Annotated in this window: 26 protein-coding genes and 2 tRNA genes; 20 read left to right on the top strand and 8 right to left on the bottom strand. The window is 66.0% G+C overall.

Features of this window, described 5'->3' with window-relative positions:
- Positions 1-82: 82 nt before the first annotated feature.
- A complete protein-coding gene (serA, locus tag GO591_RS09815) occupies positions 83-1,672 on the top strand; it encodes a phosphoglycerate dehydrogenase (protein WP_157156650.1) in 1,590 nt (529 codons plus the stop codon).
- A gap of 73 nt (positions 1,673-1,745) precedes the next feature.
- On the opposite strand, the gene GO591_RS09810 is transcribed toward serA, so the two are convergent.
- Positions 1,746-2,102: a hypothetical protein gene (locus GO591_RS09810; protein WP_157156649.1), complete on the bottom strand. Its 357-nt coding sequence runs from the start codon at positions 2,100-2,102 to the stop codon at positions 1,746-1,748.
- Positions 2,103-2,228: 126 nt separating this feature from the next.
- Positions 2,229-2,480 (bottom strand): DUF6458 family protein, encoded by a 252-nt coding sequence (locus GO591_RS09805; RefSeq protein WP_157156648.1) that lies wholly within the window; start codon positions 2,478-2,480, stop codon positions 2,229-2,231.
- 139 nt (positions 2,481-2,619) lie between these two features.
- Here GO591_RS09805 and GO591_RS09800 point away from each other — a divergent pair, with 139 nt between their 5' ends.
- Genes GO591_RS09800 through GO591_RS09790 form a run of 3 tightly spaced genes read left to right on the top strand, consistent with a single transcriptional unit; the run spans position 2,620 to position 5,630 of the window.
- Entirely contained in the window at positions 2,620-3,675 is a 1,056-nt protein-coding gene (locus GO591_RS09800) for a 3-isopropylmalate dehydrogenase (protein WP_157156647.1), read from the top strand.
- Positions 3,676-3,699: 24 nt separating this feature from the next.
- A complete protein-coding gene (locus GO591_RS09795) occupies positions 3,700-4,809 on the top strand; it encodes a branched-chain amino acid aminotransferase (RefSeq protein WP_157156646.1) in 1,110 nt (369 codons plus the stop codon).
- Positions 4,810-4,865: 56 nt separating this feature from the next.
- Complete coding sequence (locus GO591_RS09790) at positions 4,866-5,630, top strand: fumarylacetoacetate hydrolase family protein (RefSeq protein WP_157156645.1); 765 nt, start codon at positions 4,866-4,868, stop codon at positions 5,628-5,630.
- An 84-nt stretch (positions 5,631-5,714) separates the two neighbouring features.
- On the opposite strand, the gene GO591_RS09785 is transcribed toward GO591_RS09790, so the two are convergent.
- Positions 5,715-6,488: a TetR/AcrR family transcriptional regulator gene (locus GO591_RS09785; RefSeq protein WP_157156644.1), complete on the bottom strand. Its 774-nt coding sequence runs from the start codon at positions 6,486-6,488 to the stop codon at positions 5,715-5,717.
- Positions 6,489-6,601: 113 nt separating this feature from the next.
- Here GO591_RS09785 and GO591_RS09780 point away from each other — a divergent pair, with 113 nt between their 5' ends.
- From GO591_RS09780 to GO591_RS09735, 10 genes are all read left to right on the top strand, one after another.
- On the top strand, positions 6,602-7,501 hold the full coding sequence (locus GO591_RS09780) for an ATP-binding cassette domain-containing protein (protein WP_157156643.1): 900 nt from the start codon (positions 6,602-6,604) through the stop codon (positions 7,499-7,501).
- A complete protein-coding gene (locus GO591_RS09775) occupies positions 7,498-8,262 on the top strand; it encodes an ABC transporter permease (RefSeq protein ID WP_157156642.1) in 765 nt (254 codons plus the stop codon). Before GO591_RS09780 ends, GO591_RS09775 begins: the two co-directional genes overlap by 4 nt.
- Positions 8,263-8,434: 172 nt before the next feature.
- Positions 8,435-8,767 (top strand): PadR family transcriptional regulator, encoded by a 333-nt coding sequence (locus GO591_RS09770; RefSeq protein WP_157156641.1) that lies wholly within the window; start codon positions 8,435-8,437, stop codon positions 8,765-8,767.
- The gene (locus GO591_RS09765; RefSeq protein ID WP_157156640.1) at positions 8,760-9,371 is read left to right on the top strand and encodes an HAAS signaling domain-containing protein; all 612 of its coding nucleotides are present in this window, start codon (positions 8,760-8,762) and stop codon (positions 9,369-9,371) included. Before GO591_RS09770 ends, GO591_RS09765 begins: the two co-directional genes overlap by 8 nt.
- Before the next feature lie 44 nt (positions 9,372-9,415).
- Positions 9,416-10,897 carry a glutamate--tRNA ligase gene (gltX, locus tag GO591_RS09760; protein ID WP_157156639.1) on the top strand — a complete coding sequence of 494 codons (1,482 nt, stop codon included), beginning with the start codon at positions 9,416-9,418 and terminating at the stop codon, positions 10,895-10,897.
- On the top strand, positions 10,897-11,880 hold the full coding sequence (locus GO591_RS09755; RefSeq protein WP_157156638.1) for an NAD(P)/FAD-dependent oxidoreductase: 984 nt from the start codon (positions 10,897-10,899) through the stop codon (positions 11,878-11,880). Before gltX ends, GO591_RS09755 begins: the two co-directional genes overlap by 1 nt.
- 16 nt (positions 11,881-11,896) lie before the next feature.
- Positions 11,897-12,568: a hypothetical protein gene (locus GO591_RS09750; protein ID WP_157156637.1), complete on the top strand. Its 672-nt coding sequence runs from the start codon at positions 11,897-11,899 to the stop codon at positions 12,566-12,568.
- 38 nt (positions 12,569-12,606) lie between these two features.
- A tRNA-Gln gene (locus GO591_RS09745) sits at positions 12,607-12,678 on the top strand.
- A 103-nt stretch (positions 12,679-12,781) separates the two neighbouring features.
- Complete coding sequence (locus GO591_RS09740; RefSeq protein ID WP_157156636.1) at positions 12,782-14,011, top strand: WD40 repeat domain-containing protein; 1,230 nt, start codon at positions 12,782-12,784, stop codon at positions 14,009-14,011.
- Positions 14,012-14,026: 15 nt separating this feature from the next.
- A complete protein-coding gene (locus GO591_RS09735) occupies positions 14,027-14,620 on the top strand; it encodes a dihydrofolate reductase family protein (RefSeq protein WP_157156635.1) in 594 nt (197 codons plus the stop codon).
- A 95-nt stretch (positions 14,621-14,715) separates the two neighbouring features.
- On the opposite strand, the gene GO591_RS09730 is transcribed toward GO591_RS09735, so the two are convergent.
- Positions 14,716-15,165, bottom strand: coding sequence for a VOC family protein (locus GO591_RS09730; protein WP_208324070.1), 450 nt, complete (start codon positions 15,163-15,165; stop codon positions 14,716-14,718).
- A 131-nt stretch (positions 15,166-15,296) separates the two neighbouring features.
- Between GO591_RS09730 and GO591_RS09725 the strand changes: the two genes are divergently transcribed.
- Complete coding sequence (locus GO591_RS09725) at positions 15,297-15,875, top strand: sugar O-acetyltransferase (RefSeq protein ID WP_157156634.1); 579 nt, start codon at positions 15,297-15,299, stop codon at positions 15,873-15,875.
- A gap of 2 nt (positions 15,876-15,877) precedes the next feature.
- On the opposite strand, the gene GO591_RS09720 is transcribed toward GO591_RS09725, so the two are convergent.
- The gene (locus tag GO591_RS09720) at positions 15,878-16,129 is read right to left on the bottom strand and encodes a hypothetical protein (RefSeq protein ID WP_157156633.1); all 252 of its coding nucleotides are present in this window, start codon (positions 16,127-16,129) and stop codon (positions 15,878-15,880) included.
- 251 nt (positions 16,130-16,380) lie between these two features.
- Here GO591_RS09720 and GO591_RS09715 point away from each other — a divergent pair, with 251 nt between their 5' ends.
- Positions 16,381-17,202 carry an alpha/beta fold hydrolase gene (locus tag GO591_RS09715; protein ID WP_157156632.1) on the top strand — a complete coding sequence of 274 codons (822 nt, stop codon included), beginning with the start codon at positions 16,381-16,383 and terminating at the stop codon, positions 17,200-17,202.
- On the top strand, positions 17,186-17,737 hold the full coding sequence (locus tag GO591_RS09710) for a TetR/AcrR family transcriptional regulator (RefSeq protein WP_157156631.1): 552 nt from the start codon (positions 17,186-17,188) through the stop codon (positions 17,735-17,737). The genes GO591_RS09715 and GO591_RS09710 overlap by 17 nt, the downstream gene beginning before the upstream one ends.
- Here GO591_RS09710 and GO591_RS09705 read toward each other — a convergent pair.
- A complete protein-coding gene (locus GO591_RS09705) occupies positions 17,734-18,369 on the bottom strand; it encodes an MBL fold metallo-hydrolase (protein ID WP_157156630.1) in 636 nt (211 codons plus the stop codon). The two genes, GO591_RS09710 and GO591_RS09705, sit on opposite strands and share 4 nt — an antisense overlap.
- Positions 18,370-18,404: 35 nt before the next feature.
- Between GO591_RS09705 and GO591_RS09700 the strand changes: the two genes are divergently transcribed.
- Entirely contained in the window at positions 18,405-19,310 is a 906-nt protein-coding gene (locus GO591_RS09700) for a diacylglycerol/lipid kinase family protein (RefSeq protein WP_157156629.1), read from the top strand.
- Between the two features lie 53 nt (positions 19,311-19,363).
- Positions 19,364-19,436 (top strand) — tRNA-Glu (locus tag GO591_RS09695).
- Between the two features lie 46 nt (positions 19,437-19,482).
- On the opposite strand, the gene GO591_RS09690 is transcribed toward GO591_RS09695, so the two are convergent.
- A complete protein-coding gene (locus GO591_RS09690; RefSeq protein WP_157156628.1) occupies positions 19,483-20,052 on the bottom strand; it encodes a DUF7010 family protein in 570 nt (189 codons plus the stop codon).
- 97 nt (positions 20,053-20,149) lie between these two features.
- On the opposite strand from GO591_RS09690, the gene zapE reads away from it, so the two are divergent.
- Positions 20,150-21,109: a cell division protein ZapE gene (gene zapE / locus GO591_RS09685; RefSeq protein ID WP_157156627.1), complete on the top strand. Its 960-nt coding sequence runs from the start codon at positions 20,150-20,152 to the stop codon at positions 21,107-21,109.
- On the opposite strand, the gene GO591_RS09680 is transcribed toward zapE, so the two are convergent.
- A complete protein-coding gene (locus GO591_RS09680; protein WP_157156626.1) occupies positions 21,106-21,885 on the bottom strand; it encodes a hypothetical protein in 780 nt (259 codons plus the stop codon). The two genes, zapE and GO591_RS09680, sit on opposite strands and share 4 nt — an antisense overlap.

Here is a 21,885-nt window from a genome sequence, read left to right as displayed (position 1 = left end):
ATCGCTGGCGCGATTTTTAAAGCTCCAGCGCGCAACTAAACTTCGAGGGGTTCTCCCTCCCCCTCTCGCAAAGGACACAGTTGTGGCAAAGCCGATCGTGCTGATCGCAGAAGAACTCTCGCCCGCTACTGTCGAGGCTCTCGGCCCCGATTTCGACATCCGTTCCGTGGACGGGACCGACCGGCCGGCGCTGCTGTCCGCGCTGGAGGACGCTGACGCGATCCTCATCCGCTCGGCCACCAAGGTCGACGCCGAGGCCATCGCCGCGGCGAAGCAGCTGAAGGTCGTCGCCCGCGCCGGAGTCGGCCTCGACAACGTTGACGTGAAGACCGCGACCGCAGCCGGCGTCATGGTTGTGAACGCGCCGACCTCGAACGTCGTCAGCGCCGCGGAACTCGCCATCACTCACCTGCTCTCGCTGGCCCGGTTCGTTCCCGACGCGAACACGTCGCTGAAGGCAGGGGAGTGGAAGCGCTCGAAGTTCACCGGCGTCGAGCTGTACGAGAAGACCATCGGCGTCGTCGGCCTCGGCCGGATCGGCACCCTCGTCGCCCAGCGGCTGGCCGGATTCGGCGCCAACCTGATCGCGTACGACCCCTACGTCACGCCCGCCCGCGCGCAGCAGCTGGGAGTGACCTTGGTCACGCTCGACGAGCTCATGGAGCAGACCGACTTCATCACCATTCACATCCCCAAGACGCCGGAGACCACCGGGCTGATCGGTGCCGAGCAGTTCGCGAAGGCGAAAACCACCCTGCGCATCGTGAATGCCAGCCGTGGCGGCATCATCGACGAGGACGCGCTGTACGCGGCGCTGAAGTCGAACCGTATCGCCGGTGCCGGTCTCGACGTGTTCGTCAACGAGCCGCCGGTCGGTTCGCCGCTGCTCGAGCTCGACAACATCATCCTCACGCCCCACCTGGGCGCCTCGACCGATGAGGCACAGGAGAAGGCCGGCGTCTCCGTCGCCAAGTCGGTGCGGCTGGCGCTCGGCGGCGAACTCGTTCCCGACGCGGTGAACGTCGCCGGTGGCGTGATCGACCAGTCGGTGCGTCCCGGCATCCCGCTCATGGAGAAGCTCGGCCAGGTCTTCAGCGGCCTCGTCGACAGCCCGCTCATCAGCGTCGACGTCGAGGTGCGCGGCGAGATCACCGAGTTCGACGTGAGTGTCCTGAAGCTCGCCGCGCTCAAGGGCATCTTCCTGAACATCGTCAGCGAACAGGTCAGCTACGTGAATGCTCCGCTGCTGGCCGAGCAGCGCGGCATCGAGGTGCGCCTGATCACCGAGACCACGAGCGAGGAGTACCGCAACCTGCTCACCATCCGCGGTGCGCTGAGCGACGGCTCGCAGGTCTCGGTCTCGGGCACCCTGGTCGGAACCAAGCAGTTCGAGAAGATCGTCGAGATCAACGGCTACGACGTCGAGGTGCCGATGGCCGAGCACCTCATCGTCATGCTCTACGCCGACCGTCCGGGGATCGTCGCGATCTACGGCAAGGAGTTCGGTGAGGCGAACATCAACATCGCCGGCATGCAGATCGCCCGCCAGGAGCCCGGCGGAAAGGCACTGAGCGTGCTGATCGTCGACTCGCCGGTGCCGGACAGCCTGCTCGAAAAGCTCAGCGTCGCGATCGAGGCTGACCTGCTGCGCGAGATCGACATCGTCGGCTGATCGACCCAGCGTCAATAGGAAAGGCCCGCCGGATCATCCGGCGGGCCTTTGCTGTTGGTTGTGGTGAGTGCGCTTAGCGCCAGAACACCGCGATTACGATGTTGGCGATCGTGAGCAGGCCGATCGTTCCGAACACCGGCGCCGCGACCCGGTCCTTGTTGCGGAACGCGAACGCGAGCACGGTGATCACCACGGCGATCAGCAGCTTGACCGCGATCTTGACATTGTCCACCTCGGCGAGGTCGCCCATCTGGATCACCCCGACCAGTAGCACGCCGGTGACCAGTTGCGTGAGCGCGCCGTGCCGGATCGCCGGGTTGATCTTCACCGCACCGGTCTTGAACCCGGACATCTGGGTCAGGAAGCCTCCGAGCAGGGAAGCGAGGCCGATGAAATGAAGGACGAGCAGGATGTTGCGGAGGATTTCCATCTGTCAAGTTTAGGGAGACTCAGGTGTTGGCATCCTGAGCCTCCAAAAAAACGAGCCTGTCGAGACCAGAGGTCTCGACAGGCTCGACCAGCGGTGGGCGCTCGACCAGCGCTGGTTGGCGGCTCGCTAAAGCGGGTCGCTCAGGTTCTCCCGGCGGGTGACCTGCTCGCCACTGGCGGGGTCGACAGCCGACCGGGTGGTGCTGACGGACTGGCGGCGACGGGCCATCAGAACGACGCCGATGATCACCGTAATTACACCGGCGGCCATCAGAATCCAGCCGACCGTTGACAGGGCGATCCAGTCGAGGGTTACGTTCACGGCGAATGCAAGGATGGCGCCGACGACGAATAGGAATACTCCGAATCCGATGCTCATGAGCAGCGTCCCTTCTGATCGGGTGACCTGTCGAGCCAAGGGATCCCCCGGCCCGGATTGCCACGCGCCACACACTACCCCTGTGTACCCCGTTCGGGGGAGGAATCGGCATGGGCGCGGCGGGGACTACCCTTATCCCATGCCTCGAACCCTTGATCTCGCCGTCATCGCCGGCGACGGAATCGGTCCAGAAGTCATCACTGAAGCACTGAAGGTGCTGCACGCGGCAGTTGGTGATGAAGTCGAGGTTCAGACGACGTCGTACCCCTTTGGCGCGGGGCACTTCCTGGAGACCGGCGAGATTCTCGACGACTCCAGCCTCGACGCGCTCAAGCAGCACGACGCCATCCTGCTCGGCGCCGTCGGCGGCGACCCGCGGGACGCGCGCCTGGCCGGCGGAATCATTGAGCGAGGGCTGCTGCTGAAACTGCGCTTCGCGCTCGACCACTACGTCAACCTGCGGCCGACCGAGCTGTACCCGAGCGTTACCTCCCCGCTCGCGGCGCCGGGGGACGTCGACTTCGTCGTGGTGCGTGAGGGCACCGAAGGTCCTTATGTCGGCAATGGCGGCGCCATCCGGATCGGTACCCCACACGAAGTCGCGAACGAGGTAAGCGTGAACACCGCCTACGGTGTCGAGCGGGTCGTGCGCTTCGCGTTCGAAACCGCGAACTCGCGCCCCGCGAAGAAGCTCACCCTGGTGCACAAGACCAACGTGCTCGTGCACGCCGGCGGTCTATGGCAGCGCACGGTCGACCGGATCAGCCCCGAATACCCGGATGTCGCGGTCGACTACCTGCACATCGACGCGGTCACGATTTTCCTCGTCACAAACCCGGGTAGATTTGACACCATCGTCACGGACAATCTCTTCGGCGACATCATCACCGATCTGGCCGGCGCGATCAGCGGCGGCATCGGATTGGCAGCCTCAGGCAACCTCAACCCAGATGGCGCCTTTCCCAGCATGTTCGAGCCGGTTCACGGTTCCGCGCCCGACATTGCAGGCCAGCAGAAGGCCGACCCGACCGCGGCGATCCTGTCCGCAGCCCTGCTGCTCACGCATCAGGGTTTGCCGGATGCCGCCGCCAGGGTACGCACGGCGGTGACGGCCGACCTGGCCTCACGCGCAGGCCGTACCCGCACGACGGCAGAGATCGGCGATGCGATCGCCGCAGCCGCCCGGCAGAATTAGTAACCCCCAGTTCAAAGGACTTTCATGAACGCCCCCACCGCATCCGTTACTGAACTCGAATTCGCGGTGACGAAGAACCTCGTCGCCAAGAGCCGCGCTGAGCGCGATGAAATCCTCGCCGACCCGGGATTCGGAACTCACTTCACCGACCATATGGTCGACATCTGCTGGTCGGTGAAGGGCGGATGGCACCGCCCCCGGGTGCAGCCGTATGGCCCGATCTCACTTGACCCGGCGGCGGCGGTGCTGCACTACGGTCAGGAGATATTCGAGGGCATGAAGGCCTACCGTCACGAAGACGGCTCGATCTGGACGTTCCGCCCCGAGGCGAACGCACGCCGGATGAACCGCTCCGCGCGCCGCCTCGCGCTGCCCGAACTTCCGGTGGAGTACTTCATCGATGCGATCAAGCAGCTGATCAAGGTGGATGGCGCCTGGGTGCCCTCCGCACCGGAGACCAGCCTGTACCTGCGGCCGTTCATGTTCGCCAAGGAGGCGTTCCTGGGGGTTCGTCCGGCGAACAAGGTCGCCTTCTACGTGATCGGAAGCCCGGCCGGGTCATACTTCCACGGCGGCGTCGCGCCGGTGTCGATCTGGCTGTCCACCGAATATGCGCGCGCAGGCAAGGGCGGCACCGGCGCCGCGAAGACCGGCGGCAACTACGCGGCATCCTTGCTGCCCCAGGCCGAGGCGTACGAGCAGGGCTGCGCGCAGGTGCTGTTCCTGGATGCCGCCGAGGGCAAGCACATCGAGGAACTCGGCGGGATGAACGTCGTGCTCGTCTACAAGGACGGCACACTGGTGACCCCCGAATCCGAGAGCATCCTCGAGGGAATCACTCGCGACTCGATCCTGCAGCTCGCCGAGGATCGCGGGCACAAGGTGGAGCGCCGCCGGGTCACCATCGACGAGTGGCGTGAGGGCGTGACATCCGGTGACATCGTCGAGATCTTCGCGTGCGGGACGGCCGCGGTGGTCACCCCCATCGCGCAGCTGAAGTCGAAGGACTTCACCGTCGGTGACGAGAACACCCCGGCCGGGGAGCTCGCCATGTCGCTGCGTCAGGAACTCACCGACATCCAGTACGGCCGCGCCGAAGATCGGCACGGCTGGCTCACCCGGCTCGACGCCTGAGCCGCTCGCACCACCGACGCACCGTCGCGGCGCCCGCGACCTGATGGAGCAACCACGTGAAGATTGCAAGATTCAGCACTGATTCGGACCCACGCTTCGGCATCGTTGACGACGATGAACTCGTGGTGCTCCAGGGCGACCCGATGTTCGCCGGCTACGAGACCACCGGGGAGCGCATCCCGCTGAAGGATGCGAAGCTGCTCGCCCCGGTGATCCCACGGTCGAAGGTCGTCTGCGTCGGGCTGAACTACGCCGAGCACCGCTCGGAGATGGCGATTGACGCGCCGACGAGCCCGCTGATCTTCCTCAAGCCGAACACCGCGATCATCGGACCCGGTGAGGCGATCCAGATTCCTCCGGTCGAGGGGCGCATCGTGCACGAGGGCGAGCTCGCCATCGTGATCGGCAAGATCGCCAAGCAGGTGAAGGCCGAGCGGGCGCTGGACTATGTGTTCGGTTACACCATCGCCAACGATGTCTCGGCGCGTGACCAGATGTTCGCCGACGGGCAGTGGGCACGGGCCAAGGGGTACGACACATTCTGCCCGATCGGTCCGGTGATCGAGACCGAACTCGACACGAGCGACCTCGAGATCACCACCTACGTCGACGGCGAGAAGCGGCGGCACGGGCGCACCTCCGACCTGCTGCACAAGATCCCGGCGCTGATCGAGTACATCTCGGATGTCTGGACCCTGCTGCCCGGCGACTTGATTCTCACCGGCACCCCGGCGGGCCTCGGCGGTTTCGTCGACGGTCAGACCGTGGACATCACCATCGAGGGCATCGGCACCCTGTCGAACCCGGCCAGGAAACGCTAGTCGAATTCGCTGGTCGAGCCTGCCGAGACCCTGAGATCTCGGCAAGCTCAACCCGCCGATCGCTGGTCGAGCTTGTCGAGACCCTCAGAGAGATCTCGGCGAGCTCGATCCACGGGTTTCCATGTGCGCCGCGATCCCGTCGAGGATGCGTTCCAGGCCGAAACGGCTCATCTCGGGCGGGAAGTCGACACCGCCGCTGGGCTCACTGAAGACGCCGGATGCCGCCAGCTTCGCCAGCGAGGGAAAACGCTCGGGGGTGATGAGCAGGCCGAGCGCGGCTTCGTACTGCTGCCCGGCCTCGTCCGGGGTCAGGCCGCTCTGCTCGCGTCCCTGCGCGAGCTGTGTCAGCAGCATCGCCTCGTTTTTCGCATAGCCGTTCACCAGCAGGATCGTCGCGATCTTCTCGTCGGGCTCAAGGGGAGTGCCCTCCAGCGCCGCCAGTCCCCGATCCATCGCCGCGAGGTTGTTCGGCAGCAGCGGCGCGCCGGTGATCGGCAGCTCCATCACCCACGGGTGCGTCGCACAGTAGGCGGTGATCGCCTCGGCCCAGGCGGCGAGGCTGGCTCGCCATCCGGCGTCGGGGCCGGGTGCCGGTGGAAGTTCGATCGCGGCATCCGCCATCAATCGCAACAGCTCGTCCTTGGATTCGACATAGCGATACAGCGACATCGAGGTGAATCCGAGCCGCTTGGCAACGCTGGCCATTGAGATCGCGGCAAGTCCCTGCTCGTCCGCCAGTTCGATGCCCGCACGCAGGATCCGCTCAAGGCTGAGACCCGGTTTCGGGCCCCGAGTGGCAGCAGCATCCAGCCCCCAGGCAACGCGAAGTTCATGGGGGAGTTGCAGCGCGTCGGTCATCCCTCCACCTTCCCACAGCCCATTGTTCGGTCAGCGCTTGACCACACACCGTAGAACTGTGTATAACATAAACACACACGTTTACGGCATAAACAGTTACGGAGAAGCAAGCGATGGCAATCATCGAACTGAGCGGGGTGAGAAAGTCGTACGGGCGCACCGAGGTGCTCGCCGGTATCGACCTCCAGGTGGAGCGCGGCACGGTGTTCGCGCTGCTGGGCCCGAACGGCGCAGGCAAGACGACCACAGTGAACATCATGTCGACGCTGGTGCGACCGGATGCCGGCACCGTCCGGATCAACGGGCACGATGTGACCACGGATGCCGCGGGCGTCCGCCGCTCGATCAGCCTGACCGGGCAGTACGCGGCGATCGACGGCCTGCTCACCGCCCGGGAGAACCTGGTCATGATGGGCCGGCTGAACCGGCTGAGCGCAAGTGCCGCGCGCGCCCGGGCTGCCGAGTTGCTCAGCCGCTTCGATCTCACCGACGTGCAGAACCGGCGAGTGTCCACCTTCTCCGGCGGCATGCGGCGCCGGCTGGACATCGCGATCAGCCTGATCGCGGCACCGCCGGTGATCTTCCTCGACGAGCCGACCACGGGCCTTGACCCTCGAAGCCGTCAGGACGTCTGGGAAACGGTCGAGCAACTCGTCGGCGACGGCATCACCGTGCTGCTCACCACCCAGTATCTGGAAGAAGCGGATCGCCTCGCCGACCGCATCGCCGTGATCGATCGGGGTCAGGTGATCGCCGAAGGCACCGCCGGCGAGCTGAAGTCCCGCGTTGGCGCCGACCAGGTCGAAGTCACCTGGCTGGATGGCACCACCGAACGGCTCGCCACGGATGGCAGCATCAACCAACTGCGCGGCATCCTCGACCAACTCGAGGCCCGCGGTCAGGACATCGCCGACATCGGCATTCGTAAGCCGACCCTCGACGACGTCTTCCTCACCCTCACCGACCGCCGCGTTCCGGCGCCCGAGACCGAACTCGAAGGAGCCCTGGCATGAGCATCGCCGGACTCGCCGTGGACAGCGGCACCATGATCACCCGCAGTGTGCGGCACACGCTGCGCAATCTCGACGCCCTGCTGATCAGCGTGATCCTGCCGATCATGCTGCTGCTGATCTTCACCTTTGTGTTCGGCGGCGCGATCAGCCCGGACGGCGAATACCTCAACTACGTGGTGCCCGGCATCATCCTGATCTGCAGTGGCTATGGCGCGTCGATGACCGCGATCTCGGTGACCAAGGACATGACCGAGGGGATCGTCGACCGGTTCCGCACCATGAGCATGGCGGCATCCGCGGTGCTCACCGGCCACGTCACCGCGAGCGTGCTGCGCAACTTCGTCTCGACCGGCCTGGTGATCGGGCTGGCGGTGGTGCTCGGCTTCCGGCCGACCGGCGGCCTGCTCGAATGGCTCGGCGCGCTCGGCGTGCTCACGCTGTTCATCCTCGCGATGTCCTGGCTCGCCGCGGTGTTCGGCCTGCTCGCCAAGAGCGTCGAGGCGGCCTCGGGCTTCAGCTTCGCCATCCTGTTCCTGCCCTACGTGTCGAGCGCGTTCGTGCCGGTCGCGACGCTGCCCGAGTGGCTGCAGCCGATCGCCGAGCACCAGCCGATCACGCTCATCAATGAGAGCGTGCGCGGGCTGCTGTTCGACCTGCCGGTTGGCGACGACCTGCTGCCTGCGGTGCTGTGGTGCCTCGGCGTGCTGCTGGTCGCGATCACCGCCTCCGTGCTGCTGTGGAGGAGGTCCGCGCGCCGGTAGCAGGCCGGCCGCACTCGCGCCGATGGCCCGGGTTTCTGCCGATGGCGGTGTCTAAAGAGGCCGCCATCGGCGTAAACCTGCGCCATCGTCGAGAGGCTGCGCCATCGGCGGACCGGGCACGTGCACTAGTCGGATATTGCAGTAGCGTGCACTGCACAGTAGCTTGTGATGCATGACAGCGGATGTCGGCGCCCAACTGCGCAAGGGAGTGGTCGAGTACTGCGTGCTCGGCCTGCTCGCGCGAGAGCCGATGTACGGCTGGCAGCTGTCCGAAACGCTCACCGCCCACGGCATGATCGCCAGCATCGGTACGCTCTACCCGGTGCTCGGGCGCCTGCGCGAGAAGGGGCTGGTCAGCTCCTTCGACGAAGCGTCAGATGCCGGACCGGTGCGCAAGTACTACCGGCTGACCGACGACGGCACCCGACAGCTCAAAGTCTTCCGGCAACAGTGGCAGCCGTTCACGCACACCGTCAGCGATCTGGTCGGAGGGACCGATGACTGAAACGCAGCCCACCCCGCAGGTCGTTCGCAGCTACCTGGCGCAACTCGAGGCCGCGCTGGTCGGCGTTCCGGACAGCGTCAGCCGCGACATCCGCGCCGGCGTCGCCGAGGAATTGACCGGACTGGATGCCGCAGCCGCCGCCGCCCGGATCGAAGAACTCGGCGACCCGGCGTTCATTGCCGCGGAGGCGCGTGCCGAGGCAGGCGCGCCGCCCGTGATCGTCGCGCCGCCGGCCGCCGCGCCTGCCGGTGACTCGCGCGCGTACACGATCATCGCGGCACTGCTGGTCGCGCTCGGCGGCATCCTCGTGCCCGTGCTCGGCTGGATCGTCGGCATCGCAATGGTGTGGATGTCGCGCACCTGGTCGCTCGGCGAGAAGCTGGTCGCGACGCTCACCGGGCCGGCCTCCGTCCTCCTCGCCGCTGGCGTTGCCGCCTCTGTGTCGCTGAGCCAGGACCAGACCGTCCGGGTGCAATCCGGCGAACCGCAGAACCCGGTGCTACCTGCGCTCTTCGACATCTGGTGGTCGTCCGCGCTGCTGCTCGTTCTGGTCAACGTGGTGGTCGGCATGTGGTTGCTCTGGCGGGCGCGCGGCCGCCTCTGATCGGCTCGGGCGGCGGCATCCGACCGCCAGTAGGATTGGCATCGATGTCTGCTTCCTTCTCCACCGCGACCGGTTCTGATGTTCGCGTGCGCTTCTGCCCCTCACCGACCGGAACCCCGCACGTCGGGCTGATCCGCACCGCCCTGTTCAACTGGGCCTATGCGCGGCACACCGGCGGCAAACTGATCTTCCGCATCGAGGACACCGACGCTGCCCGGGACAGCGAGGAGAGCTACTTGCAGCTGCTGGACGCGCTGCGCTGGCTCGGCATCGACTGGGACGAGGGCATCGACGCCGGCGGCCCGCACGGCCCCTACCGGCAGTCGCAGCGGCAGGACATCTACCAGGAGGTCATCGAGAAGCTGAAGGCCACCGGCCTTCTCTACGAGTCCTTCGCCACGGCCGAGGAGATCGAGGCCCGCAACCTCGCGAACGGCCGCGACCCCAAGCAGGGCTACGACAACTTCGAACGCGACCTGACCGATGAGCAGAAGGCGGCCTTCAAGGACGAGGGACGGATGCCTGCGCTCCGCCTGCGCGTACCGGACAGCGACCTCAGCTTCACCGACCTGGTCCGCGGCGAGATCACCTTCCCGGCCGGCAGCTTCACCGACTTCGTCGTGGTGCGCCCCAACGGCATCCCGCTGTACACCTTCGTGAACCCGGTCGATGACGCGCTGATGGGTGTCACCCACGTGCTGCGCGGCGAGGATCTGCTCAGCTCGACGCCGCGCCAGATCGCGCTGTACACCGCGCTGATCGAGGTCGGCGTGACCGAGTTCATCCCGCAGTTCGGCCATCTGCCGTACGTGATGGGGGAGGGCAACAAGAAGCTCTCCAAGCGCGACCCGCAGGCCAGCCTGTTCCACCACCGTGACCGCGGCTTCATCCCCGAGGGCCTGCTCAACTACCTTGCGCTGCTCGGCTGGGGCCTCTCTGCCGACCGCGACGTGTTCAGCGTCGACGAGCTGATCGCCGCGTTCGACGTGACCGACGTCAACCCGAACCCGGCGCGCTTCGACCAGAAGAAGGCCGAGTCCATCAACGGCGACCACATTCGGATGCTCCAGCCCGATGATTTCGCGGAGCGGCTGTTGCCCTACCTGAGCGACATCGTCGACTCGGGCTCTGACCGGGTGCTGCTGGCCAAGGCCGCACCGCTGATCCAGGAGCGGATCCAGGTGCTCGGCGAGGCCCGCGACATGCTGGCGTTCCTGTTCACCGCGGACGACGCGATCGAGTACGCCGACGACGCGATGAAGGGACTCGGCGACGACCCGGCCGCGACCATCGCGGCATCCGTCACCGCGTTGACCGAGCTGGATGACTGGAGAACCGAGTCGATCGAGGCGGCCCTGCGCGCCGCCCTCATCGACGGGCTCGAATTGAAGCCGCGGCTGGCGTTCGGACCGGTGCGCACGGCGATCTCTGGGCGCCGGGTCAGCCCGCCGCTGTTCGAATCGATGGAGCTGCTCGGCAAGGCGTCGTCGATCGCGCGCCTCGAGAGGTTCAAGGCGCGGCTTTGATGGACGAGTACGACGTCGTCGTCATCGGGGCGGGGCCGGCCGGGCTCTCGGCCGCGCTGAACCTCGTGCGTGCCCGCCGGCGCACGCTCGTGCTGGACTCGAACCGTCCGCGGCACTCGGCGACGCTGGTTTCGCACGGCTTCCTCACCCGCGACAACACGCCGCCGTCGGAACTGCGCCGGCTCGGCCGCGAGGAGTATTTGGCCTACCCCGAGGCCGAGCACCAGCTCGCCCGGGTGGAGTCGGTCACCGCGCTCGAGGAGCCGGCCACCGAGCATCCGTACCAGACCGACACCCACACCACCGGGGCGCCTGGCCTGTTCGAGGTGCACGCCAAGGGCATCAACGGTCAGCCGGACCGCGTCGTGCAGTCGAAGACCGTGCTGCTGGCGACCGGGCTGAAAGAGACCCTGCCGCAGCTGCCGAGCATCCGCTCCTTCTACGGCATGGGGCTGTTCAGCTGCGTCGCCTGCGACGGTTACGAGTACAGCGACCGGCCGATCGCGCTGATCGGCGAGGAAAGCGACATCGCCTGGCGAGCCCTGCTGATCGCCCAGTGGAGCGACCATCTCACCGTGTTCACCAACGGTGCCGCGACCATCACCGAGGGGCAGGAGAAGCTGCTCACCGAGCGCGGCGTGCGCATCGACCGACGCAAGATCGAGGACGTCGAGGGCGACCGGGCTGGAGTCAGCGGCATCCGCCTCACCGATGGTGACGTGGTGCCGGTGGTCGGCGGGTTCGTGCGACCGCGGTGGGATGCGCACCTCGAGTTCGTGAAGACGCTGGGCCTTGACGTCGATGGTTGGGGACTGGTCAGCATCGATCGGGATGGGCGCACGAGCCACCCCGGCGTGTATGCCGCGGGCGATATCACCTCGCCCGGTCCGCAGCAGCTGATTGTTGCTGCCGGTGCCGGAGGCCGGGTGGCGGCCACGATCAACCGCGATCTCATCGGAGTTCCCACCGCACATCGGCGGTAGCCGCTAGTGTGCAGGCATGGCCATCGATCGACGTCGACCGAAGTGGATTGGGTGGATCCCGGCTGCCGCGATGTCGATCATCATCATTGCCGTGGTGATCACGACCATGGTGCTCATGGCCGGCGGGCTCGGCCAGGACCGTGAACCCACCGCTCGGGAGGCAACCGACCGCGGGGCCTCCCTGTTCACTGACGATGGCCTCCGGTACATCCAGCAGACCCGTGAGATCAACCTGGATCTGCGCAATCCGCCGCTGGAGGCTGCGGCACTCGGCCTGCCTGAGGATGGCGACGTGACGCTGGGGCAGTACGGGGGACTGGCCATCATGCTGCCGTACACAGTTTCTCTTCGAACGCCGATGGGGGCCGGCCTGACAAGGCTCCAGGTCCATGAGGCGACTCTTGCGACGGTGGATGGACAGCTCGCCGAAGTGCGGTCGAGTGCGGTTGCCGGCGCGGGGTACAAGGGCGCGCTTGATCTGATTCGCGAGCGTGCTGAGGAGTTTGGTTACACGGTCGACTCAGACCGTATCAACGCAGGGATGGGAGACGCGGTGCGGGCAGGCGAGTCGTACAGCCACACGGTGGGTCCCGGGGAAGCGCTCGGTGCGACGACGGTTGTCGAGCTGACCTGCGACGAGTCAGCTGCGTGCGCGGTCGTGTTCAAGATCACTCCCGGCGTAGGGTAAAGTAGTCTCTCGGTGCCGCCGCAAGGCGGGAACGCCCTTGGGGTATGGTGTAATTGGCAACACGGCTGATTCTGGTTCAGTTGTTCTTGGTTCGAGTCCAGGTACCCCAGCGATAAAAACCCCCGGTAAAGCGGGGGTTTTCTTGTTGCATCCGATAGGGTCGCGTTCTACGGGGTGCCAAGAGTAGGCAGCCAGATAGCTCAGAGGAGACTCGTGCCTATTGCCGCCTCCCGCCAGCGCACAAGTGACCGCAGCCTGATTCCCGCAATCACGGTCGCTGTGATCCTCATCGTCATTGTCCTCGTGCAGGCGGCGGTGGCATCCGTTCCACGGCTGATCGACGCGGTGCCGGTATTTCCTCGACAGGTCGCCGCCTATTCGTGGTGGACGGCGATGCATTCCTCGTCGTCGGTTGACGCCGCGATCATGGTCTACCAGAACGGGGCGGGAGTCGAGTTTCTCGACTCCCCGCAAGCGGTGCTCCTCGGGGCTGATGGAACCGCTTACCGCAGACTGGATGCGGCCGAGTCGCTCAGGATCGTGGAGGATCAGGGCGATCCCGCGGCGAGCGTCTTGTCTGCAGACGGCACGTTCGTGGTGGTCGGCAAAGCGGCGCGCGGAGGCAGCGTCGACGTGACGAGATTGCAGGACAACAACCGACGATCCATCCTCGTGGGCGACGGGCTCAGCACCGTCCCGGTCAGCATCGCGGCCGACGACAGGCTTGTGCTCATCCTCACCAGCGAGAGCAGCCTTTCGCCGCCGCATGACCTGAACTTCAGGTTGCACGGGGCTCTCTCACTCCTGGACCTGAAGACGGGCACCGTTCGTGCATACGCCGGCCTCACCGATGTGAACGCGGCGGCGCTCTCTCCCGACGGCACCGTGATAGTCGCTGACACCGCCGCCGGCCTCGTCGTCGTGGATGCGGTCACGGGGGATGTCACAGACCGCTTGTCGGCGGCTAAGGGGGAGCTGGATGGCGATGCGTGGTCGCCCGACAGTCAGCGGTTCGCCCTGCTCGGCGGGACGGTCCTCCGTATCGTCAACGTCACGGCTGCGGGGTCTGTTGAGGAGACGGTGGCTGTGCCCGGTATTACGTCCGGGTCGGCGATCGGATGGCGCGACGCGAACACCGTGCTCGTGCACACTCGGGACGACGCCTACAACAATGAGTCGGAGTTCTCCTGGGTCGACGTGCAGTCGGGCGCACGGGAACCGTTCGCCTCCTACGCCCCAGACTTCACCGGCGCCTCCCTTATCGCGCCGGATGTTGCCCGCGATCTGATACCGGTCTGGCAAGTGGATGACCGGCAGGCCGATCGCGGCGCACCGCCCACGTTGCTCACGATTCCGCTCGCTCTGCTGCTCGGTTACATCGTCTGGCTTGCCACTCCGCGGCGGAGACCGCTGAGGACTCCGGTACCGAGCGCTGCGACTTGACGTTATCGTGGGGCGATGGCGTCCTTCACGGTCGACTTCTTCAGCAGTCTTGATGGCAACGGCTCGGCGAGCGGCTGGCCCGGCTATTGGGGCAAGGAAGGTCCGGAGCTTCGCGAGGATCGGGTGCGAACCTTCGCCCAGGATCAGGTGCTCGTTTTCGGCGCCACGACGTTCCGGGAGTTCCGGAAATTCGTGGTCGAGTACGACGAGCCCTACTACGACAGCCTGAACGCCTTGCCGAAGATCGTGTTCTCGAGCACGCTCGAAGAGCCGCTCGGGTGGGAGAACTCGACAGTCCTGCGCGAAGACGCGGTTACTGCGATTGAACGGCTCAAGCGCGAGACCGATGTTCCGATGCGCTCGCACGGCAGCATCTCCCTGAATCGCGCCCTCCTCGCCGCCGGGCTCGTCGACCGACTCGAGGTGATGTTATTCCCGGCTATCACGGGACGGGCAGGTTACGCGTCCCTGTTCCGCGATGGACCTGAATTCGACCTCGAGCTCGTCGAGTCGACGGTGCTCGACGGTCGCACGCAGAAGCTCGTGTACGTCCCGCATCTGCATGAAGGCATCCCCGAGGGTGTCGGGCCGCAGCGACGAAGCGGATAGCCTGCCGCGTCCGCGCCGACACCGTAGCGCCAGCTCTCCTTTGGGGATTAGATTCGCCGCATGGAGCAAGCTCAGCCCGCCGTTGTGCTGGCGACTCATCCGCTGTGGGGAAGCGGTTCGGCCAGCGCGATGATGATCCCTTCGGGACCGCGCACGTAACAGAGCCGGTAGGCGTCTTCGTACTGTTCCACTGTGCCAATGAGTTCGGCTTCGTGGCCGCGGAGCCGGGCTACCGTGTCGTCGAGGTCGTCGACTGCGAACATGATGCTGCGAAGACCCAGCGTGTTCGGCGGTGCCGGCGCGGGTTCCGCGCGGATCACATCCGGTGACCGGAACTTCGTCAGTTCTATCCGGCCATTGCCATCCGGGGTCCGCATCATGGTGATTTGCACCCGGACTTCGTCGATCCCGTTGACTCGATCCACCCAGGAACCCTCGACGGGCGCGGTGCCCTCGACATCCATTCCCAGCTCGAGGAAGAACGCGATCGCAGCGTCAATGTCCCCGACAACGAGGCTGACGTGGTCCATTCTCTGAATCGCCACCCTCGCAGCCTAACGAAGGGGTGGTGTTTGCACCGCGGCCACCTGTGCGCTCATCATCCTGCGCCCGGTCATGAAGGCACGCCTGACCGATTCCCAGAGGACGGGCGGACGCGCCTGCTTACCCTCGAAGCATGCCTGATTACTTCGCCGATGACCCCCGCACCAACCGCGAGCGGATGCTCGCCGGCGACCTCTATATCGCCGACGACCCGGTGGCGATGGAGGAGAGTCGTCGCGGGATGCAGCTGGCCAAGCGGTATTCCGACGTGTTCCTCGACGACCCGGCGAACGCCAAGGAAATCCTCAAGGAGATGCTCGGCTCAGTCGGCGAGAACGTCTACATCCGCGGTCCGATCTACGTCGACTACGGCAAATACATCTCGATCGGCGACGGCACCTTCATCAACTTCAACTTCACGGCACTCGACGTGGCGCCCATCACGATCGGACGCGACTGCCAGTTCGGCCCCAACGTGCAGCTGCTCACCCCAACGCATCCGCTCGACCCGCAGCCGCGACGCGACAAGCTCGAAGCGGCGAAGCCGATCGTCATCGAGGACAACGTCTGGCTCGGCGGTGCGGTGACGGTGCTTCCCGGCGTCCGCATCGGCGAGAACAGTGTCATCGGGGCTGGCTCGGTCGTCACCAAGGACGTGCCGGCGAACAGCGTCGCGGTCGGAAACCCGGCCCGCGTCATCCGCTCGATCTAGGGTTACGCGGCGCGCGCGAAAAGTCGGCGGGCGAAGTTGCCGAAGCGCGACTTGTCGTCGGAGGCCTCTTCTGCCTGCACGGGCTCCGGCACGAACGCCACCCGGTAGCAGCCCTTGCACAAGGCAATCATCCGGTGAGTGGCCAGACCAGCGCCGAAGTACGGGTTCGGACGCGATTCCATCGAGGAACCGCATGCGGTGCACTCCATGACGGCAGTGGTGGCGGTCTCGACAAGGGCAGGGGCAGCAGACATCGTTGTTTACACCTTTTGGGTAGTCGGGTGGTGCATCGGGATTGCGCGACGGGTATCGCGAGCTCGCGATGGGTTCGCAAGCGAGAAACGGGTAGGACCAGCGGGTAGTGCATGGAGGCCCAATAGATAACTTTGGCTCACACTAACCGGTTGCTCCAGTCCCACAACGGGGTACAAGTCGCGTCCCCCTTTTCGCGGATCGAAATAACCTAATAGGATTAGGTTGAATCGATAGCGAATTAGGAGCACGGATGTCGACACTCACGCTTCCTCTCCAGGGAGGCACCCTGGCCTACGACGATCAAGGCCCAGCTCATGCACCATTGGTGGTCTGCGTGCCAGGCATGGGCGATCGCCGCCAGGTGTTCCGGTTCCTGACACCGTTGCTGGTTGAAGCGGGCTTCCGGGTGGTCACCGCCGACCCCCGCGGGCACGGCGAGTCCACGGTGGGCTGGCCGCGGTATGACCGGATCGCGGTCGGCGCGGACACCCTCGACCTGCTTCGCCACCTGGGTGTGCCAGCGGTCGTTGTCGGGCACTCGGCGGGGGCGACCTCCGCCCTGTGGGCGCAGGCACAGGCGCCCGAACTCGTGTCCGGCGTCGTCCTGGTCGGCCCGTTCATCACTCCTGCCAAGAACGAGTGGGTGTCCAACCTCGCGCTCGGTATTGTCGGTCGCAGCGCCACGCTCTGGGCGATGTTCTACCGGTCGTTGTATCCGTCCGCTCGCCCCGCCGACTTCGACGAGTACCTCGCGCAGCTGAAGCGCACTCTGCGGCAGCGGGGGCGGATGGCCGCTGTGCGCGGTTACCCGCGCGGCAATGACGAGGCACTCAGCGCTGCCGCGACATCCAGTGGACCTGCCCACATCGTCATCGGAGCCGAGGATCCGGACTACCCCGACCCGGCCGCCGAACTCGAGGCCGGTCGCCAGGTGCTCGAGCAGCAGGGCCGGCGGGTCGGGACGACCCTGGTGCCCGACTCCGGGCACTACCCGCACGCCGACTCTCCGCGGCAGACCGCGGCGGCGATCATCCCATTCCTGAAGGAGGTCCTGCATGCGTCCGAGGCATAATCTCGACACGGTCGCCGAAGCCGCACTCGGCATCGTCGACGAGCACGGCTCGGGTGCGCTCACCCTGTCCGCGGTCGCCGAGCGGCTCGGCATCCGGACGCCGTCGCTGTACGCGCACGTGACCAGCCTCGCCGCGCTCACCACCCACGTGACCGCCCGCATCTACGCCGATCTGGCAGGGCACCTCGGCTCGTCCGCGGTGGGCCTCAGCGGCGGCGAGGCAATTCGCGCGTTCATGCGGGAGTATCGAGCGTTCGCCACCCAATGGCCGAACCGCTACCGGATGCTCCCGGCCCAGCCAGCGGACAACCCGGCCTTCTCGGAGCCAGCCGACCAATTGCTGGACACCATGATGCGCACCCTGCGCGGCTTCGGCCTGCCGGATGCCGAACTCGTGCATGCCGCCCGCCGGGTGCGCACCTGCGCAGACGGGTTCTGCCTGCTCGAGGTGAATCGCGGTTTCGGGCTGGACGCCGATCTCGACGAAAGCTACGAGAAGATCATCGACATGGTGGTGGCGAGCCTCGAGCCCTAGAGCTCGAGCGTTTCGCCGGGCTCGAGCGGGAAGTACTCTCCGCCCATCATCTCGGTGACCGAGCCGATGCGGGTGTTCGACAATCGCTTGCCGATGGTCGAAAGCACCATCTCGTGGGTGGGGAAGGCTCGCTTCGGCTTCACCTCGGCGACGTAGTCCATCACCTCGGCGATCTTCAGCCACGGGGCACCGGCGGGAACCGCGAGCGTGTCAATCGGCACCGGCGGGACGGTGAAGGAGTCCCCGGCGTAGTACAGGATCTCGTTGACAAGCACGCCGACGTTGTCGATCACCGGAATCGACTCATGGATGACCGCATGCTGGCCGCCGAAGAAGCGCAGGGTGAATGGTTCCGCCGTGACCTCGTCGCCCGCCTCGACGATGCTGACCGGAAAGTCGGAAGCCGCGCCCGCGACTCCCGCGGGTCCGAAGATCTTAACCTCGGGGTTGCGCTCGCGGATCGTGTTGAGCTGGTTCTGGGACCAGTGATCCGGGTGCTGATGAGTGATGACAATGGCCACGACATTGTCGATACCGAGAAGAGGAGTCGTGTACTCGCCGGGGTCGATCACCAGGCGCTGGTCATCCTTCTCCAGAACGAGACACGCGTGTTCGTGCTTGGTCAGCTTCATGATGAAACCTTACGGCCGACCGGCATAATCGGGGGATGGCGTCGGAGAGGATTTCGAGGATCGCCGTCGCCATCAACCCGAACGCCGCAGGCGGCCGGGGGAGTGCCGTCGGCGCTGCCGTCGTGCGCGCTTTGGGTGGCCTCGGCTATCAGGTGACCATCCTGCAGGAAGCCGATCTGGCAGATCTCGAGGAATCCGCGCGTCGCGTGCTCGGCTCCGTCGACGCCCTGGTCGTGGTCGGCGGTGACGGCATGGTGCACTTTGCGGCCAATCTGCTCGCCGGGACCAGTGTGCCGCTGGGCATCGTGCCCGCCGGAACCGGCAATGATGTTGCCCGCGGCCTCGGCATCCCAATCAATGACACCGAACGGGCCATTGACTGGATCACCGCCGCGCTCGTGGCCGGCCCACGGAGAATCGACGCCGGACTGGTGCACCGACCGGATGGCAGCAAGCACTGGTTCGTGGGCGTGCTCTCCGCCGGCTTTGACGCCCTGGTGAACGAGCGAGCGAACCAGCTGCGCTGGCCGAAGGGCCCGGCCAGGTACACGCTGGCCATGCTGCTCACCCTGCTGCGGTTCCGGCCGATCCGCTACGAATTGGGCGCCGACGGGCCGCCCACCGTAAAAAGCGCGATGCTCGTCTCGGTCGCGAACGGCAACTTCATCGGCGGTGGCATGCACATCACCCCGGATGCTCGCTTCGACGATGGCCTCTTCGACGTGTTCGTGGTCGCGCCGATGTCGAAACTCGAGCTGATCAGGCTGTTCCCTCGCGTTTTCAAGGGCACTCACGTCGGTCACCGCAAGGTCACCATCAGCCGCGCCCGGCGTGTCACGATCGACGCCGCGGGGGTTGTCGCCTACGCCGATGGGGAGCGGATAAGCGAGCTGCCGATCGACGTCGAGCTCGTTCCAGGGGCGCTCGCGCTGCTCGCCTGACCCGTTTTGGCCCGGGGGCATTTCGTGTGGCATACTCGTCTGGTTGCCAAAACGGCCCCATCGTATAGCGGCCTAGTACGCCGCCCTCTCACGGCGGTAACGCGGGTTCGAATCCCGCTGGGGTCACAACACGAGAAAGCCCTCCCAGATCAACGCTGGGAGGGCTTCTTCGTTAAGCGACGACGGACTCCTTCCGGTACTTCGCCAGGAGCACGATGCCGCCTATTCCGAGGCAGAGCGGCCACCAGATGAGGACGCCTCGCCAGGCAACCTCCCCGCCGATGATCATGATCGCCCAGCTGCCGAACGCGATCGCGATCGCAAGCGCGAGGTAGATCTTCGTGCGGTGCAGCCAGACATAGGGCAAGAAGTGTGCGCCGCCGATCGCCGCGAAGGTCGCCGGCACGAGAGCCGGGTTCACGGAGTACATCATGATCGCCGCGGGAAGCGCGAGCGACTGCACCATCGCCAGCTGGATCGACAGCGATCGCAGCGGATGGTCGGCGGCCATCGGGCCGCTGCCGAGTTTCCTTTCGAGTGTGAACGCCAGCGGCAGCGCGACCCCGCCTTGGAACAGGGCGACGAGCACGGCGATCTCCATCGGCAGGAAGAACGATGCGACCGCGGTCGCCCCGAGGGTGAGGGTGAACGCGAACAGCCAGGGCGCCCCATAAGCGGCGGTCATGGACGCGGTTCGACGCGCTTCGTCGACGGTCCACTGGCTCGTAGAAAGTTGAGTCATGCGCATATTGTGCCGACATGGGTGGCATGCAGGCAACACCCCGATTGGTTCAAGCGAGGCTGCGCTTGATCGCGCTCGCCATCACCGGAGGCCCTTCATGCTCGTCAGCTCGCTCGCCTCGATCGAACGAGCCGCGGATGCCGCAGGCCACACGCTCGACGGCCATCAGGTTGCCGCTGCCCGCCGGCTCGCCGCGACCACAGTCGGCGCCTACGTGCACGGCCCCGCCGGGCGCGGCAAGACCTGGCTTGTGGGATCCCACTTCGATGCCCTGCCCTCTGACGCGAAACGCAGGGTTCACTTCCATGGCTTCTTCGGTGAGCTGCACCGCGCGATCTTCCGCCATGGACACGACACGGATGCCGCCATCGACGAGCTGCTCGGCGATCTCGACGTGCTGTACTTCGACGAATTCCATGTGCACGACTCTGGCGACGCCGTGCTGCTCACCCGCCTGCTGGGCCGCGTGTTCTCCAGTGGCGTGCGGCTGCTGATCACCTCGAACTACGCGCCGCGAGGCCTGTTGCCGAACCCGGTGTTCCATCCGATGATCGAACCGGCCATCGCACTGATCGAGCACAACCTCGAGGTGATCGAGGTCGATGGCGGCCGTGACTACCGGCACGACGCCGACAGCCGCGACCGGTTCGCTCGTGGTGCCTGGCTGACCGGCCCGCTCGAGTTGCCGGCGCCCAGCGAGAGTGTTGTCCTGACTGCGGCGGGGCACCGCTTCAGCGCCAGGGCGGTGCGGGGGAGCCAGGTGTGGTTCGCGTTCGCTGAGCTCTGCGAGGCGCCCACGTCGGTGAACGACTTCGTTGAGTGGGCGGAACGCTTCGACGACTGGGTGGTGGATGGCGTCCCGCCCCTGGCCTCGGCTTCGCTTGGCGCTCGCGCGCGATTCGGCAACCTGGTCGACGTGCTCGCCGATCGCGGCCACCGGCTCACCGTTGTCGCGTTGGTTGACCGCAACGAGTTTGCGGCCGATGCCGGGGGACTCCCCGACATCGGCCGCACTCTCAGCCGCCTCGCCCTGCTTCGCCAGGGCTCACCCGGCTAGTTCTTCGGGGTCGCCCGCCGCAGCAGGAAGAACCCGGCCACGGCCGAGAGCGCCGTCGGCACGAGCATCCACGCCACCACTCCGACCGGCCCGTTGGCCACGAACCATTCGCCGACCGTGGGCCAGTTGTTCGTGAAGGAGATCAGCGCCACTGCTCCGACAAGGAGCAGCGCCAGGGCGATCGCCAGGCCGAGGAGGCCGTACTGCTTCCAGCGCACCCAGACGGCGGCGAAGATCGAGCCGACGAAGAAGAAGAACGCCAGGCCGACGAAGAAGACGAACAGGCGCTCGTACCAGGCGTCACCGCCGAAGTAGACGGCGGTGAACATCCGCCCGTGCAGCCCCCAGCCGTTGGTGGCGTCTTCCAGCAGCGAGAGTGCGGTCAGCGCGATCGCGTATCCGCCGGACAGCAGCAGGAAGCTGAGCGACGTGCCGAGGTAGTAGTCCCGGCGGGTGACGCTGAATCCCAGCGCGAACGGGAAAGTGGTGGAGATCGCCTGCACGGCGACCACCAGCATGTACACGAAAATGTAGAAGATTGACCCGCTCCACTGCGTGCCGTCGGCGATCTTCGCTCGATCCTCGGGCGCCGCGGCTGAGTAGATGATCGCCCAGATCAGCAGGTTGATCGCGAAGATCGAGCCCAGCACGATCCAAGGCACGATGATCGTGGTCGCGGTGTTCACGAAGTGCAGCCGCACGACGTTCCAGATGCGGCTCAGCTCGGCAGATCGCGAGGCTTGCGGCAGCGCGGGGGAGAGCGTTGCGGTGGTCAT

Source organism: Diaminobutyricimonas sp. LJ205, from assembly GCF_009755725.1.
Lineage (GTDB): Bacteria > Actinomycetota > Actinomycetes > Actinomycetales > Microbacteriaceae > Ruicaihuangia.
Note: the sequence above shows the minus strand (reverse complement) of the source record. Positions and strands in the feature narration are given on the sequence as shown.

Coding starts and splice junctions, on each gene's coding strand:
- GO591_RS09810 (WP_157156649.1), bottom strand. CDS start 2,102: ATGGAAATCCTCCGCAACATCCTGCTCGTCCTTCATTTCATCGGCCTC.
- GO591_RS09805 (WP_157156648.1), bottom strand. CDS start 2,480: ATGAGCATCGGATTCGGAGTATTCCTATTCGTCGTCGGCGCCATCCTT.
- GO591_RS09800 (WP_157156647.1), top strand. CDS start 2,620: ATGCCTCGAACCCTTGATCTCGCCGTCATCGCCGGCGACGGAATCGGT.
- GO591_RS09795 (WP_157156646.1), top strand. CDS start 3,700: ATGAACGCCCCCACCGCATCCGTTACTGAACTCGAATTCGCGGTGACG.
- GO591_RS09785 (WP_157156644.1), bottom strand. CDS start 6,488: ATGACCGACGCGCTGCAACTCCCCCATGAACTTCGCGTTGCCTGGGGG.
- GO591_RS09780 (WP_157156643.1), top strand. CDS start 6,602: ATGGCAATCATCGAACTGAGCGGGGTGAGAAAGTCGTACGGGCGCACC.
- GO591_RS09775 (WP_157156642.1), top strand. CDS start 7,498: ATGAGCATCGCCGGACTCGCCGTGGACAGCGGCACCATGATCACCCGC.
- GO591_RS09770 (WP_157156641.1), top strand. CDS start 8,435: ATGACAGCGGATGTCGGCGCCCAACTGCGCAAGGGAGTGGTCGAGTAC.
- GO591_RS09765 (WP_157156640.1), top strand. CDS start 8,760: ATGACTGAAACGCAGCCCACCCCGCAGGTCGTTCGCAGCTACCTGGCG.
- gltX (WP_157156639.1), top strand. CDS start 9,416: ATGTCTGCTTCCTTCTCCACCGCGACCGGTTCTGATGTTCGCGTGCGC.
- GO591_RS09755 (WP_157156638.1), top strand. CDS start 10,897: ATGGACGAGTACGACGTCGTCGTCATCGGGGCGGGGCCGGCCGGGCTC.
- GO591_RS09750 (WP_157156637.1), top strand. CDS start 11,897: ATGGCCATCGATCGACGTCGACCGAAGTGGATTGGGTGGATCCCGGCT.
- GO591_RS09735 (WP_157156635.1), top strand. CDS start 14,027: ATGGCGTCCTTCACGGTCGACTTCTTCAGCAGTCTTGATGGCAACGGC.
- GO591_RS09725 (WP_157156634.1), top strand. CDS start 15,297: ATGCCTGATTACTTCGCCGATGACCCCCGCACCAACCGCGAGCGGATG.
- GO591_RS09720 (WP_157156633.1), bottom strand. CDS start 16,129: ATGTCTGCTGCCCCTGCCCTTGTCGAGACCGCCACCACTGCCGTCATG.
- GO591_RS09715 (WP_157156632.1), top strand. CDS start 16,381: ATGTCGACACTCACGCTTCCTCTCCAGGGAGGCACCCTGGCCTACGAC.
- GO591_RS09710 (WP_157156631.1), top strand. CDS start 17,186: ATGCGTCCGAGGCATAATCTCGACACGGTCGCCGAAGCCGCACTCGGC.
- GO591_RS09705 (WP_157156630.1), bottom strand. CDS start 18,369: ATGAAGCTGACCAAGCACGAACACGCGTGTCTCGTTCTGGAGAAGGAT.
- GO591_RS09700 (WP_157156629.1), top strand. CDS start 18,405: ATGGCGTCGGAGAGGATTTCGAGGATCGCCGTCGCCATCAACCCGAAC.
- GO591_RS09690 (WP_157156628.1), bottom strand. CDS start 20,052: ATGACTCAACTTTCTACGAGCCAGTGGACCGTCGACGAAGCGCGTCGA.
- zapE (WP_157156627.1), top strand. CDS start 20,150: ATGCTCGTCAGCTCGCTCGCCTCGATCGAACGAGCCGCGGATGCCGCA.
- GO591_RS09680 (WP_157156626.1), bottom strand. CDS start 21,885: ATGACCACCGCAACGCTCTCCCCCGCGCTGCCGCAAGCCTCGCGATCT.